The sequence below is a fragment of the Spirosoma sp. genome, from assembly GCF_026391055.1.
Taxonomy (GTDB): Bacteria; Bacteroidota; Bacteroidia; order Cytophagales; family Spirosomataceae; genus Spirosoma.
This window is the reverse complement of the sequence record NZ_JAPLET010000019.1, coordinates 441,207-455,330: the sequence shown is the minus strand read 5'-3', so window position 1 is coordinate 455,330 and position 14,124 is coordinate 441,207. Positions and strand designations below refer to the sequence as shown.

Sequence of the window (14,124 nt, the reverse complement as noted above, 5' to 3'; positions counted from 1 at the left end):
AGTGAATTCATCCTGCGCAAATAATACCCCATTAGCCAATAAATACCTATTAAGGCAAGAATGAAGCCTGCTTGCTAGTTATAGGAACATGTTTAAATACTTAAATAGCCCCAATTTTGGGGGCGGCTTACTATACACTTATGCTTGAACTCACGGCACTCACTGCTTTTATCGGGTATATCATTTATTTACGCTACTATGCCGACCAGCGGTCTAAAGCCGAATTAGAGGCCGATCGGTTACGGGAAGGGATCACGCTTTATCAGAACGATCAGTATGCCGAAGCCCTTGCCTACTTCAACAACGTGATTCGTACAACGCCCGACTCGTCGGTAGCTTATCTCTACCGGGCTCGTATTTACCGGTCTCTGGGCGATACACAAGCAGCACTCGACGACCTGAACCGGGGAAAAAGCTACGATGACACCCTCGCCGAACTGCATACCGAAAGTGGACAAATCCACTTTCAGGCTCATGACTATACAACTGCTTTTCAGGATTTCGATAAAGCAATTTTTCATTCCCACGGTGAAGCTGCTGAGCCCTACCGATGGCGTGGCCTGACCCGTCAGCAACTCCGGCAGGACATGGACGCTCAACAGGACATGGACAAGGCCAGCCGACTGGATGAGATGGGTCGTACAAAAGCCCTGATTCAGCCACCGGGTAAACGTGCATTCATTGATCGGCAGCTTATATTAAACGCTGGTCTAACAGTTATGAGTGGCTTAATCCTGCTTTACATCATCAAAGAGAGTCCGGTTATTCACTGGCCTTATCTGTGGGCTGCGGCTTCGGCGGTTGGCCTTGGTTTTCTGGAGCCGCGTAAAGGATGGATGCTGGCGTTGGTTCAGGTATTCCTTATTCTGGTAGGCTATTATGGGCTGGTCGGGCCGGACCCCCTCAGTACACACCGGGAAGTTGAAGTGTTCAGCCTATTCGGTTCTGTCGGGCTTACGTTTGCCGGAAGCCTAATTGGCAGTGTCCTTCGAAAAGCCTACAAAGCCTGAACCAGAGTTCTGTCAATAGTTAGTGATGTAGTTGAAATAAACTGCCCGGCCTACCAATTAGGCGTGTCGTGCAGTTAGATTTTCGTCGTCTTAGGTTATCAAACGCTACAGTAGGTTTTAGGATGTCAACATAATTCGCGTTTTTTGACCGCCTTCTATCAGATTAGTCAGTAAGTGCCGGTCGGAGGTCAGCTAACACCCCGGCATAGCCTGTGACTATGTCGGGGTGTTAGCCAGCAATAACGGACTTTCGCTACTTCATGATCAAAGTGTAGCTTTTTCCGGGCTGGGTTGCAAAATCGTACACCTGCCCGATCCGGGGTTTGGCCATGATGAGCTGCGCCTGGGGCGAAACAATGGGGTCTTTAACAACTACCGGCTGATAAAACGGGTTAGCGTTCGTTGCTGCATTCAGGACTGTCTTGAACCCCTTTGCCTGTAATTCATTGGGCACCCGAATTCGGCAGTTTCCACCCAGCGTCGATTTGATAGTTACGCTGGCCACCTTTCCCTCTTTCCAGTCCATCGAAACGATTTCAAAGCCGCCCCGTGCCCGAAGGCCGCCGATACGCCCCGTTGGCCAGCGGTCTGGCAAGGCAGGCAGCAAATGAATGGCTTCGTCATGACTTTGCATGAGCATTTCGGCGATACCCGCCGTGCAGCCAAAATTCCCGTCGATCTGAAACGGCGGATGCGCATCGAAAAGGTTGTTATACGTGCCGCCAACTCCCGTACCGCCGGGCCGGTTTCTGCCGCCTTCACTAACGGGCGATAGCTGATTCGTAATGAGTCGATAGGCCCGGTTACCATCCAGGAGCCGTGCCCACCAGTTAACCTTCCACCCCATCGACCAGCCCGTGGATGCATCGCCCCGCTGTTCAAGCGTATTGCGGGCGGCCCGGAACAACTGAGGTGTGCGGTAGGCCGACAACTGCGCCGATGGGTATAGGCCGTAAAGGTGCGAGATATGCCGGTGCTTGTCGTCCGGACTGTCCAGATCATCGATCCACTCCTGTAGCTGGCCGTGCTTACCAACCTGCATGGGCGGTAATTGCGCCAGTTTCGACGCAACGATTTTCACGAAGTCAGCATCAGTCCCGAGAGCTTGCGCAGCCCGGATTGTGTTGGTAAAAATGTCGAACACAAGCTGGTTGTCCATCGTAACGCCCGCATCGATGGAAACGTCGGGGCGTGTCGATGGCGCGTTCTCGGGCGACATACCGGGGCAGACGACCAGATAATGGTGGTTAGGGTCTTCGACAAGGTAATCGACGAAAAACTGGGCAGCCCCCTTCATGGCCGGGTAAACCGATTTCAGGTACGCTTTATCGCCCGAATACTGGTACTTTTCCCACAGATGCTGGCTCAGCCACGCGCCCCCCATTGGCCACATGGAGTAATAAATGGGATCGACAGGGCCGGTAATCCGCCATAGGTCGGTATTGTGGTGGGCCAGCCAGCCACTGGCACCGTACATGACTCGGGCCGTTTCCTGGCCTGTCTGCGAAAGATCTTTTACCATCTGCACCAGCGGTTCGTGCAACTCGGTGAGGTTAGTCACTTCGGCTGGCCAGTAGTTCATCTCGGTATTGATGTTGATGGTGTACTTACTATCCCAGGGCGGGTCCATCCTGTCGTTCCAAAGCCCCTGCAAAGTGGCCACCTGCCCCACTACCCCGTTTCGGCTGGGCTGCGAAGCCGAAATCAGCAGGTAACGGCCGAATTGAAAATAGAGCGATACCAGCTGCGGATCATTGCCCGAGGCAAACTGCCGGATGCGTTCATCTGTAGGCAGTTTAGCGGCATCCGATGTACCCAAATCAAGATTGACCCGCTTAAAATAGCGTTGATAAGCCGACACATGAGCCGCCAAAATGGCGTTGAACGAACGTTTAGCCGCAGGGGTCAGATACGAATCAGCCCGTGTTTGGGGATCGGCGGTGAGGGTTTTGTAATCTACAACGTTGGTTGCCATCGATACATACAGCGTAGCGGCATTAGCCCCGCTGATCACCACCGATGTGTCCGTTTTAGTCGTTTGTCCACCCTCTGGCACCACGCGCACATGGGCGCTGAAATTCACCTGACCTTTTACACCTTCATGGTCGCTGGTGGTACCCGTCATAACCAGTTTAGTGGTCCCTTCAACACTGCGCTGAACCTTTTGGGGGCTATTGAGAAATGTCGTGAATGACAATTTCCCCGGCTTATCAGCTGTCAGCCGAACGGCAATGACCTGATCGGGGGCAGACGCGATAACCTGGCGCGTGTACCGAACGCCATCGACCGTATACATGGTTGTGGCAATGGCTTTTTCAATATCCAGTTCGCGGTAGTAATTCGTGACGGACTGATGACCCGGAAACGATAGCTGAAGATTACCCACAGGCTGGTATTTCATGCCGTTATTTTTCTTCGTCTCAATGTTGGCAGCCGCCAGTTTTTGCGCTTCGGCCTGTTTTCCGGCAAAGATCAAGCGTCGTATTTCGGGCAGTGCGGCCAAGGCATCGGGATTGTCGTTCCGGTTCGGCCCACCTGACCAAACGGTGGCTTCGTTCAATTTGATAAGTTCCTGCTCCGGGTTTCCGTACACCATGGCCCCCAGCCGACCATTGCCAACGGGCAGCGCGCTAGTCCAGATTTTCCCGGCCGGCTGGTTGTACCATAGTTTCAGGGAAGTGGGTTGCTGGGCCTGTACAGCAGCCGCCAGCAAACATAAAAAGAGAGTCTTGCGAAAGTTTTTCACGTAAGGTACTAGGTCTAAAATCATCCAGACTACTATAAGCAGAAAGAGCCCGATTTATCACCATATCCTACTTGCGGCCAGATTAATCAGGGCGTTTACGATAAAGGCCAGCCCAAAGGATGCCGCCACCGAGAAATCCCGGAGAAGAAAGGCTTGCAGGAACAGAAAGGTAGTAAATCCCAGCAGACCGATAACCAGCCCGCGAAGCGTCGAAATGGTTGCCGTACTTCCCTGAAGGGTGTGCGAGAAAATAGCCAGAATGGTCGTCATGATGGGAAATGGCGTTAAGATACCACTCCACTTCGGCCCTAATATGCCCGCCAATCCGGTAACCGCCAGCACAAACAAGGTTGCCACAACCATCCGAATGGGAATATCGAACGGCAACCGGCGGGTACTGACGGGCGGCCCATTAGGCACCGGATAAAACCGTAAACTCAGCAGGACACTTACGATCACGAGGGCGTAGCTTACATACAGATTGAGCTGCAGGTAGCTGAATACCACTGCTGTCAGCGTGTACGCAGCATAGGCAAGCAGCAGCGTAGGCAGCCATCTCAACCGGCGCGAAAACGCCGAATAGCTCACACAGAAGCTGATTAAAGCCAGAATACCAATCATTGACCCCTGAATGGAATAAATGCCGAACGGCTTTCCCTGTTCCAGAATAAAAAAGAACAGAATTGGTCCGGCTACCCAGGGCATACTCCCAATTAGCCCCCCTATTTTGCCTCCCCACTTTCGAATTGCCAGGGTAATCAGTGCAATGACCGAAGGCATCAGGGTTACTTTAAGCAGGAGTACGTTCATGCAGAAAACTTTATTTACGACTTTTCGCCCACGAAGTTACAAGCCTTTACCTTCTGCCATTGCTTTGCACTCAACAAGACGGTGATAAAATAGTCGTGGGTACGGCCGATCGGGCATTGATTTCGGAAAAGTTTACGTTTTTTCTCTAATATTGACAAGTTATCGTATAGCCTGTTGGCTGTTGTTACTGTATCTGAGATACAGCCCGACAAAACGCAGGTGTGCATCTGGCTCCATTCATAATGAAAAATACGCCCGTTACGATTAAAGACATTGCCCGGTCCCTGAACATTTCCATCTCAACGGTATCGCGGGCATTACGGGGGTTGCCGGAGATTCACCCGGATACCAGAGCGGCTGTGGTAAAACTTGCCGAAGAGCTTGACTACCAGCCCAATCAGCTCGCTAAAAACCTGGCTAAAAGCCGTACAAAAACGATTGGGGTGATTGTCCCCAACTTAAGCTATTACTACTTTTCCTCCATGCTGAACAGCATTGAGGAGGCTACCCTGCAGGCAGGCTACAGTGTGCTGGTCTGTCAAACGAACGAATCGTACCTGCGTGAAATTACCAACATCCAAAACCTGCTTCGCAGTCAGGTAGAAGGTTTCATCATCTCCCTCTCCCGCGACACTGACAACTACGAACACGTGGAGCGGCTGGCCCGGAAGAACATACCCCTGGTTCTGTTTGACCGTTACGCTGAAAGTATTGATGTATCGAAAGTGATCGTCGACAATGAAGCGGCTGCCTTTAAAGCGACCGAACACCTGATCGAAAATGGTTGCCGCCGAATCGGGTTTCTGGCAGGACCCGTCCAGCTTTTGCTCAGCAGTCAACGGGTAAAAGGATATCAGGCAGCGCTGGAGAAGCACAACCTACCTGTGAGTAATCAGTATGTACTGCATTGTGATTACACGCAGGAAAACACCATCATGCAAACACTGGCCCTGATGAGTCAGCCGCAGCCGCCGGATGGGGTCGTCATGATTAGTGATCGGGTAGCTTATCCGGCCATTTATGCGATGCAACAGAAAGGGCTTCGCATTCCGGAGGATGTGGCCATTGTTAGCTTTAATAATGAACCCGTATCGGCTTTTTTCTCGCCCGGCATCAGCAGTATCAGCCAGCCTATTCAGGAGATGGGAACTGAAACCGTTCGGCTACTGCTCAAGCAACTCGACTCAACCAACACCGTTGTTCCCAGAGAAACAAAAGTGATGGAAACCCAGCTCATCGTGCGGGCCTCCTCCCTGCGTCCGCGCGCCTAAATGACCCGGCACGAGTCGATTACAGCCGGTAACTTCGAATGTATTCGCCGGGGGGCATGCCCACGATTTCCTTGAACTGTCGATTGAAATTAGACAGATTCGTATACCCGCAGTTCAGAGCGATCTGACTAATATTTTCCTGCGATTCGCGCAAGTACCGGCAGGCATGTTCGATCCGCACTTCATTGAGCAACTGCGAGAACGTTTTGCGCGTGTGCTGCCGAAAAAAACGGCAAAAGGCCCCGGGCGTCAGGTTAGCCACATTGGCCACATCATCGAGCGATATAGGCGACGCGTAGCGCTGAAGAATATACGAAAACACCTGCTCCAGCCTACGCTGATCGTCGGGGCGCTGCGGCTGGGCGTAAGCCGTGGCCGACAATACCTCGCGTTCAGGATTAGCCGCCAGGTTGTCCAGCACCTGCAACAACCCAAGCAGCTGCTCAAACGGTCGTTTTTCCGGAATACCCTCCAGCAAGTGTGTAAGGGCGTTGCTCATCCCGCAACGCAGCCGAACGCCGTGCTGCGCTTCCTGCAAAAGCGTTGTCAGATGCCGGGTTTCGGGGAGGTTGAGCATCGTCTTTTCCAGATGCTCCGGTTTGAATAATACAGAAACCGAGGTGGCCCGGCGGGTGGAGTCTGGCTGATAATAATCGGTATCACTACGCAACACATGGGGCAGATTAGCCCCCAGCAGCAACACGTCATACGGATCGAATCGATCAATCTTATCCCCCACAATCAGCGTCCCCTCCCCTTGCTGAATGAGTGTGAGCTGAATTTCGGGGTGAAAATGCAACTGGCCGTAGAAGTGAGGAGCGTTGTCCTGCTCAATCCGGAACGAACGGTCATCGACACTGGGAACGCGGAAAAGAAGTGCCTTCATCAATACATATTTTACCTATTTTTCGCAATATTCTGAATAATGCGTGAAAATTGTATTAGTATCCATGAATTATTCGCAAAGCAGATGCGAAACAATTGTAGAACTTTGATTGACTAAAACGCATAGCTACTACGCCCATGAATGTTTCTGTAAAATGGGAAGGTGTTTACCCCGCCCTTCTGACTCCGTTTACCGCCGACGACCAGCTTGATCTGCCGCTTTTCGAAAAAAACCTGCACGCCCAGCTCGAAGCGGGTGTTCACGGCTTCATCATTGGTGGCTCGCTGGGCGAAGCCAGTACGCTGCTCAACGACGAAAAGATTGCCCTGCTGGAATCGGGCCTCGGCGTAAGTGACGGTCGGGTTCCCGTGCTGGTTAACATTGCCGAACAGGGCACCAAACAGGCCATTGCCCGTGCTCACGAAGCCGAAAGCAACGGTGCCGATGGGCTGATGCTGCTCCCCCCCATGCGCTACCCCGCCGACGCGCGCGAAACGGTCACCTTCTTCAAGGCCATAGCCCAGGAAACGTCGCTGCCTATCATGATCTACAACAATCCATACGATTACAAGATCATGACGACCGTGGCTATGTTCGATGAACTGGCCAAACTACCCAACATTCAGGCGGTTAAAGAATCAACCCGCGACCTCACCAACATCACCCGAATGCGGAACGCCTTTGGGGATCGCTTCAAGCTGATGGGTGGTGTTGATACGCTGGCGCTGGAAGCTCTGCTGATGGGCTGCGACGGTTGGGTTGGCGGACTGGTCGATGCTTTCCCCCAGGAAACAATGGCTATTTACGAACTGGCCAAAGCCGGTCAGGTTGCCGAAGCACTGGCTATTTACCGCTGGTTTATGCCCCTGCTGGAACTGGATATTCACCCCAAACTCGTTCAGTATATCAAACTGGCCGCCACGGCAACCGGTATCGGTTCAGAATACGTACGGGCTCCCCGGCTCACACTCGTTGGTGCCGAACGCGAGCAGGTACTACAGGTTATTCAAACGTCGCTGGCCAATCGGCCCGTGTTAACGACGGTTCACTAGATCATGGCCGAATTTCATTTTTTCTGTATCGACGCGCATACCTGCGGCAATCCGGTTCGGGTAGTTACGGGCGGCAGCATTCCCTTTCTGCAAGGCAATTCCATGAGCGAAAAGCGGCAGCATTTTCTGCGGGAGTTCGACTGGATTCGGAAAGGGCTGATGTTTGAACCACGGGGCCACGACATGATGTCGGGCAGCATTCTCTATCCCCCTACCGATCCGGCCAATGACGCGGGCGTACTGTTCATCGAAACATCCGGTTGTTTGCCTATGTGCGGTCACGGCACCATTGGCACGGTTACGGTCGCTATCGAGCAAAACCTCATACGACCCAAAACGCCCGGTGTACTCCATCTGGAAGTACCCGCCGGACTGGTACGGGCCGAATACCAGCAGGAAGGCAAAAAGGTAACGTCGGTGAAGATTACGAATATCAAGTCGTATCTCGCAGCCGAAAAGCTAACCGTCGACTGCCCGGATTTAGGCTTGCTGACGGTGGATGTGGCCTACGGTGGTAACTTCTACGCCATAGTCGACCCGCAGCCCAATTTCCCCGGCCTTGAACACTACAAAGCGGAGCAGCTTATTGGCTGGGCGCGGGTCATGCGCGAACGGATGAATGAACAGTATACCTTTGTTCATCCCGAAAACCCGACCATCAATGGCCTGAGTCATATTCTGTGGACCGGCAAGCCAATCGCAGAAACATCGACGGCCAGAAATGCTGTTTTTTACGGAGATAAGGCCATCGACCGTTCGCCCTGCGGCACCGGCACATCGGCCCGAATGGCGCAGTGGTACGCGCAGGGTCGCCTGAAACCAGGCGAAACCTTTGTGCATGAGAGCATTATCGGGTCAATTTTCAACGGGCGTATCGAAGCCGAAACGGAGCTGGCCAATCGACCGGCCATCGTTCCGAGCATCGAAGGCTGGGCCAGAATTCATGGCTACAATCACCTTATTCTGGATGAAGAGGACCCTTACGTATTTGGATTTCAAGTAATATGACACATCGGGCCTCGAATAGGATCGGTATTGTTGGCGGAGGAATCATCGGGTTAAGTTCGGCCTACTACCTGCACAAGGCGGGTTATCAGGTAACGCTCTTTGATCAGAACCCCATTTCAGACGGCTGCTCGTTCGGCAATGCCGGTATGATTGTGCCCAGCCACATCATTCCGCTGGCTCAGCCGGGCATGATTGCCAAAGGTATGCGCTGGATGCTCGACTCAACCAGCCCGTTTTACGTCAAACCAAGGCTGAATCTGGAGCTGGCACGCTGGGGCTGGCTCTTCTTCAGAAATTCGACCCCCGAGCATGTCGAACGCTCCATTCCGGTTCTGCGCGACATCAGCCTGCTCAGTAAGGCGCTGTATCAGGATCTAGCCGCCAATGGCGACCTCGACTTCGAGTGGCAGGAACGGGGCCTGATGATGCTCTACAAAACCGCATCGGCCGAGCACGAAATGGCCGAAGAAGCCGAGGTTGCTAACCGAGCGGGTATCGAAGCCCGTGTACTGACGGGTCAGCAGGTTCAGGACCTGGAGACTAAAGCCCGGGTCGATGTTCGGGGAGCGGTGCTATACCCCGGCGATGCGCACCTCAATCCCGGTGAACTGATCCGTTCGCTGGTGACCTATCTGCGCAAACAGGGCGTTACTATTCACGAAAGTCAGGCGGTAACAGGTTTCGGCAGGACGGGCTCCCGCATAAAATCCGTTCAGACAGCCCAGGGCGACTACTCCGTTGATCAACTGGTTGTGGCCGGTGGTGCCTGGTCTCCCGCGCTTGCTCGCATGCTCGACCTGAGCTTGTCTATGCAGGGCGGAAAAGGTTACAGTTTTGTGCTTCGAAACCTGACGAACAACGTGCGTATTCCGGCCATCATGCTCGAAGCCCGCGCGACGGCCACGCCCATGGGCAGCGACCTGCGTTTTGCCGGTACGCTCGAAGTAGCGGGTACCGATATGACGGTCAATATGAACCGGGTACGCGGCATTGTTCAGTCGATTAACCAGTACTATCCCGACATTCCGGTTACCATGCCCGAAGTCGATGTGGTTTGGCGAGGCTTACGCCCCTGCTCCCCCGATGGTCTGCCGTATATCGGCCGTACCAAACGCTACGAAAACGTAGTACTTGCCACCGGACACGGCATGATGGGCCTAAGCCTTGGGCCGGGTACGGGCAAACTGGTTAGTGAAGAAATTGGCGGCAAGGCGGGCAGTATGGACATTGCCGCGTTTAGCCCGGATCGGTTTTCATGACGGTCGTTCCGGTTCGCCAACCAGCGACACAACGACGGCTTCTGCCAGACAATTTATACAGGTCCGTACTTAAAATACTTCGCCCAGGTTCAGAAACAGCCCCTGCGATCCGCCAATACCAAACCCATAATCGATAGCCAGATTCAAATTCGAGTGTTTGTTTACTTTTATACGAAGGCCAATACCACCACCAGGCAGCAGTCGCCCAAAATGGTTCGTCTCCGGATAATCGCTGTATGTCTGCATATTGGCAAATACAACCCCGCCCAACAATCCATTGTGCAGCAGGGTGGTGCGATATTCTGTTTCCAGATAGACTAAATTACGTCCACGAAACCGCCCCTGGGTGTATCCCCTTCCTAAATTTGAGTAAGTATCCCAACCAGTACTGGGAAGGTCAAGGTACGGTGCCTGCCCTCCAAAACTCAGCCAATTAAGATTCCAGAAGGTTAAAATATGCTTCCCACTTTCACCCAATGGGATATATTTCCTGAAATCAGCCACTACCGACTGCCAGTTTTGGTCACTGCCCAACCATCGCATATTTGGCCGGACTATTACATTGCCAAAAAAGCCATTTTGGGGGTTGTTAGGATTTCGCCGAGTGCTATACTGAATACTAAACAGTAGGCCCGACGATACAGTCCGGGTACCTGAATTGTATATCTTGAAATCGTCGTTCAGGTCGGGCGTATTATTTTCATCCCGAATATTCCAGTGGTAATCGAGTGCGTACCCTACCCCCACAGAAAAATCAGGCAAAATCTGTCGTAAAATGGCCTGATGAAGCCTGAGGTAGGTATACAACAAACGGTCGTCAACAGTAGCCGGGGAGCTTCCTCCCAAACCAAAATTGTCAGCCGAATAATCGTAGTAGCGCCAGTCGCTAACGATGTTGTAGTGGTTATTTTTCGTCCAGATGTTCGTAACTACTGGCACAATAAGCTGTTTATACTGCGTATACTGGGGTGTTGTTATGATGGTCGAAATATTTTGATCAGCATTGGTGCTGGTAAATGAGAGATTGGCATTCATACCAACAGCGAAGCCGGTTTGGAGAGCATAGGCCAGTTCAGGAAAAACAGAGGGATGGAAACCTGCGGTGGCTCGTTCTGCCGGACGATGCCCTTTTCGGTTGATAAATTGAAAATAAACATCCCAAATATCGGCCGATGAATCCGGCGCCGATGCGCTTTTGTTTTCCAGATTGCCGGGTTGAGTTAATCCAGGCTGAGCCCTACCATTTAGGGATAGAATGGAGAAAAAGCAAAAACTAATAAAGAGTGCGTAGTTCGTGTTTCGGTTGGTTGACTGGCCGCCATTCGGCTTTTTCATAGTGTGGCAAACGAATTTACGGTGGTTGCAAATCAAGCTGCTAACCTACACTTTTCTAATTACTTTTTGTCGGTAACAACGAAGCCTGTGTACTAGGTATCAACAAAAAGAGCTGCCCAAACAGGCAGCTCTTTTTGTTGATAGACTATTATCAACTTACTCTTTTTTGTATTGCTGAATGATTTTATAAAGCGCCTTTTGCTTTTCCAGTTCAGGGAAGAACTCAAAGAGCTGCACGTGCGCGTCATAATCCAGCGAGAGAGCCGCTTCCAGCTGAATCAGCGATTCGCGGTAGTGACCGGCATGAATCAGATAGACAGCTGAGCGATAGTATAGATCAGCTTCGGCAGGCATATCGTTGATACCCGATTGGATAATATCGTTGGCTTTCAGGAAATCGCCCTGATCGAACGGAACGAGAGACCAGGTCAGGTACACATCGGGGTTTTCGGCATCTACTTCGGCAGCTTTCTCGAAAGCCTCGACACTCGACAGCACATTCCCGATTTTGTACTCCGTTTCGGCTACCGCCAGGTAGTACTCGCCGTTTTGATCGCTTAGTTTAACGGCTTTCTGCAAAAACGGCAGCGCTTCGTACCACTTGCCCGATTCGCTCAGGCACACACCAATACCATACCAGGCCTCGTCCCACATAGGGTCCAGTTTAATAGCCTCCCGATATTCTTTAATAGCCTCCGTAATGCGATCCTGCTTTTCCAGGCTGGCCCCCAAATGACAATACGTATCGGCAGTTGCTTCTTCGTATTTAAGTGTTTCGCGGTAACAGCTTTCGGCTTTCTCGAATAACCCCAGATTCATGTAGGTGTTACCCAGATTAAAGTGCGCCGATGCAAAATCACCTTTGATAATAACAGCATAATCGTAGGCTTCAGCGGCTTCGGCGTAGCGCCCAAGTTTACTGTATGCGATGCCAATGTTGTACCAGGCGTTATACGAGTAAGGATCGGAGTCGATCAGTTGCTGGTAGTAGGCCAGACTATTCTCCAGTTCACCCGTTACATCCAGACAGAATGCAAGCTCATACAGTGCGTTCTCGTTATTGATATTCAGCGCAATAGACTTCTTGTATTGCGTGATAGCCTCGTCGTACTTACCCCAGTTCTGGTAACTCTGGCCCAGTTGAAACAGAATATCGTCCTTCTCTTCAGCCCGATCGAGCAGTTCTTCCAGCACCTGTATTGATTCTTCATACCGACCGGCCATATTCAGGACAGAGCCTTGCATAAAGGGCACATCAAGATCGCCGGGGTTAAATAAGGAAGCCCGTTCCAATAAATCCAGCGACTCATCGAATCGTTGAAAATTGGCCATAATCTGGGCTTTGTCGAGCATCAGTTCCAGGGCATAGGGAAAATTTTCCAGACCGGATTCGGCGGCTTTAAGCGCCTTGTCTAAATCACCCTGATTGAGGTAGTGCTCAACCATTTGTTCATAGACGTCCAGGTCGAAAAACTGGCTTTGCTGCTGGTCCAGCATCTGCTCAAAACGCCGGATAGATTCTTTAATATCGCCTTCTCGTTCTTCGAACTCTTGCTCCATGCTATTGCCTTCAAAATGTGGGCGGATAGGGGCCGCACCAACGGTGCGATTTATCCTTTGGCAGTGAAATATAAACTCAAAAAAGGAGAACTCCAACCTCCGAACGTAAAATTTACGGCCCGTCCGAAGGTCGTCCGAAGGCGTTTGCCACACGCTCCAGCGTCTCACTTAATGGCCGATACTGAGTATCAAGTACCTGCCCGATTTTGCGCCCGTCGTACTGATACAACGAACTTGCCGACCGGGCTGTTTCACGAGTTATCAACGGGGGCTTACCGGTCAATCGCGCCCGAATAGCCTCCAAAGGCCAAAGCAGACGGGTCAATGTGGCAGGAACCCGAAACCCAGGCGGACGTTTACCCAGTACGGCCGCTATCTGTTCTAACAACGAACGATACGGAATGGTGCCCCCGTTCAGGATGAACCGCTGTGCCTTGATGTCGGATTGCATCAGATTGACCAGGCTATCAGCCACGTCGAGCACATCGACGTAATTGACCAACCCCGCCGGGTAGAAGGGCTTTTCGGAATGCACATAGTTTATGAGCTGAAGGCTGCTTTTGCTCCAGTCACCAACGCCCAGAACCAGAGACGGATTAACGATTACAGCGTTCAGCCCTTCGGCCACACCACGCCAGACTTCCAACTCCGCCCAATACTTGGTTTTAGCGTACGTTGAGTTATTCGGCGAGTCTTCCCACTTCTGTTCTTCGTCAATTCGGATTGGCTCATTGGGGCTTCCTCCTTTCGCTACCGGCCGACCAAGAGCGGCAACGGAGCTGACATAGCCCAGTTTCCGTACGCCCGCTTTCAGGCAGACGTTGACAATATTGGCTGTCCCCTCCACATTAATGCGCTCCATCCGGTCGCGATCTTTCGGAACAAACGACACGACGGCAGCCGCATGAACAACGTCCACCGAAGCACCGGAGTGTTCTGGCTTAATGGCCGCTTCGAGGGATGGAATATCCAGCACGTCGCCCTCGCACCAGATAAGCTGACTGGCTATATCGGTCAGCAGTCCATAGCCATTGGCCGGGCGATGAAGTACTGTAACTCTATAGCCATCAGCCAGGTAACGCCGGGCAATGTGCGAACCGACAAAACCGGTAGCACCCGTAATAAAAACCGATTTAGGTAGTAATGATGTCAATTGAAGTTTTTGATTTCGACCCAGTTGAGGAAAT

The 14,124-nt window shown here is 52.0% G+C and carries 11 protein-coding genes; 5 read left to right on the top strand and 6 right to left on the bottom strand.

Annotated features, from left to right (window positions below):
- The first annotated feature begins 140 nt into the window (after positions 1 to 140).
- Positions 141 to 1,010, top strand: coding sequence for a tetratricopeptide repeat protein (locus NT073_RS12610; RefSeq protein ID WP_297373650.1), 870 nt, complete (start codon positions 141 to 143; stop codon positions 1,008 to 1,010).
- Between the two features lie 253 nt (positions 1,011 to 1,263).
- Here the strand turns inward: NT073_RS12610 and NT073_RS12605 are convergent, their stop codons facing one another.
- Positions 1,264 to 3,756 (bottom strand): glycoside hydrolase family 95 protein, encoded by a 2,493-nt coding sequence (locus NT073_RS12605; protein ID WP_366107243.1) that lies wholly within the window; start codon positions 3,754 to 3,756, stop codon positions 1,264 to 1,266.
- A 57-nt stretch (positions 3,757 to 3,813) separates the two neighbouring features.
- Positions 3,814 to 4,566 (bottom strand): hypothetical protein, encoded by a 753-nt coding sequence (locus NT073_RS12600; RefSeq protein WP_297373640.1) that lies wholly within the window; start codon positions 4,564 to 4,566, stop codon positions 3,814 to 3,816.
- A gap of 242 nt (positions 4,567 to 4,808) precedes the next feature.
- On the opposite strand from NT073_RS12600, the gene NT073_RS12595 reads away from it, so the two are divergent.
- Positions 4,809 to 5,837 (top strand): LacI family DNA-binding transcriptional regulator, encoded by a 1,029-nt coding sequence (locus NT073_RS12595; protein WP_297373636.1) that lies wholly within the window; start codon positions 4,809 to 4,811, stop codon positions 5,835 to 5,837.
- A 19-nt stretch (positions 5,838 to 5,856) separates the two neighbouring features.
- On the opposite strand, the gene NT073_RS12590 is transcribed toward NT073_RS12595, so the two are convergent.
- The gene (locus NT073_RS12590; protein WP_297373631.1) at positions 5,857 to 6,723 is read right to left on the bottom strand and encodes an AraC family transcriptional regulator; all 867 of its coding nucleotides are present in this window, start codon (positions 6,721 to 6,723) and stop codon (positions 5,857 to 5,859) included.
- Between the two features lie 137 nt (positions 6,724 to 6,860).
- Between NT073_RS12590 and NT073_RS12585 the strand changes: the two genes are divergently transcribed.
- The 3 genes from NT073_RS12585 to NT073_RS12575 are packed head-to-tail and all read left to right on the top strand — an operon-like array spanning position 6,861 to position 10,042.
- Complete coding sequence (locus NT073_RS12585; protein ID WP_297373627.1) at positions 6,861 to 7,775, top strand: dihydrodipicolinate synthase family protein; 915 nt, start codon at positions 6,861 to 6,863, stop codon at positions 7,773 to 7,775.
- 3 nt (positions 7,776 to 7,778) lie between these two features.
- Entirely contained in the window at positions 7,779 to 8,783 is a 1,005-nt protein-coding gene (locus tag NT073_RS12580; RefSeq protein ID WP_297373624.1) for a 4-hydroxyproline epimerase, read from the top strand.
- Positions 8,780 to 10,042, top strand: a complete 1,263-nt coding sequence (locus NT073_RS12575; protein ID WP_297373621.1) for an FAD-dependent oxidoreductase — start codon at positions 8,780 to 8,782, stop codon at positions 10,040 to 10,042. Before NT073_RS12580 ends, NT073_RS12575 begins: the two co-directional genes overlap by 4 nt.
- Positions 10,043 to 10,111: 69 nt before the next feature.
- Here NT073_RS12575 and NT073_RS12570 read toward each other — a convergent pair whose 3' ends face one another.
- From NT073_RS12570 to NT073_RS12560, 3 genes are all read right to left on the bottom strand, one after another.
- A complete protein-coding gene (locus tag NT073_RS12570) occupies positions 10,112 to 11,377 on the bottom strand; it encodes a BamA/TamA family outer membrane protein (RefSeq protein ID WP_297373618.1) in 1,266 nt (421 codons plus the stop codon).
- A gap of 156 nt (positions 11,378 to 11,533) precedes the next feature.
- Positions 11,534 to 12,937 (bottom strand): tetratricopeptide repeat protein, encoded by a 1,404-nt coding sequence (locus tag NT073_RS12565; protein WP_297373615.1) that lies wholly within the window; start codon positions 12,935 to 12,937, stop codon positions 11,534 to 11,536.
- 112 nt (positions 12,938 to 13,049) lie between these two features.
- Positions 13,050 to 14,090: an NAD-dependent epimerase/dehydratase family protein gene (locus NT073_RS12560; protein ID WP_297373612.1), complete on the bottom strand. Its 1,041-nt coding sequence runs from the start codon at positions 14,088 to 14,090 to the stop codon at positions 13,050 to 13,052.
- Positions 14,091 to 14,124: the final 34 nt, after the last annotated feature.

Coding starts and splice junctions, on each gene's coding strand:
- NT073_RS12575 (WP_297373621.1), top strand. CDS start 8,780: ATGACACATCGGGCCTCGAATAGGATCGGTATTGTTGGCGGAGGAATC.
- NT073_RS12570 (WP_297373618.1), bottom strand. CDS start 11,377: ATGAAAAAGCCGAATGGCGGCCAGTCAACCAACCGAAACACGAACTAC.
- NT073_RS12600 (WP_297373640.1), bottom strand. CDS start 4,566: ATGAACGTACTCCTGCTTAAAGTAACCCTGATGCCTTCGGTCATTGCA.
- NT073_RS12610 (WP_297373650.1), top strand. CDS start 141: ATGCTTGAACTCACGGCACTCACTGCTTTTATCGGGTATATCATTTAT.
- NT073_RS12590 (WP_297373631.1), bottom strand. CDS start 6,723: ATGAAGGCACTTCTTTTCCGCGTTCCCAGTGTCGATGACCGTTCGTTC.
- NT073_RS12565 (WP_297373615.1), bottom strand. CDS start 12,937: ATGGAGCAAGAGTTCGAAGAACGAGAAGGCGATATTAAAGAATCTATC.
- NT073_RS12580 (WP_297373624.1), top strand. CDS start 7,779: ATGGCCGAATTTCATTTTTTCTGTATCGACGCGCATACCTGCGGCAAT.
- NT073_RS12585 (WP_297373627.1), top strand. CDS start 6,861: ATGAATGTTTCTGTAAAATGGGAAGGTGTTTACCCCGCCCTTCTGACT.
- NT073_RS12595 (WP_297373636.1), top strand. CDS start 4,809: ATGAAAAATACGCCCGTTACGATTAAAGACATTGCCCGGTCCCTGAAC.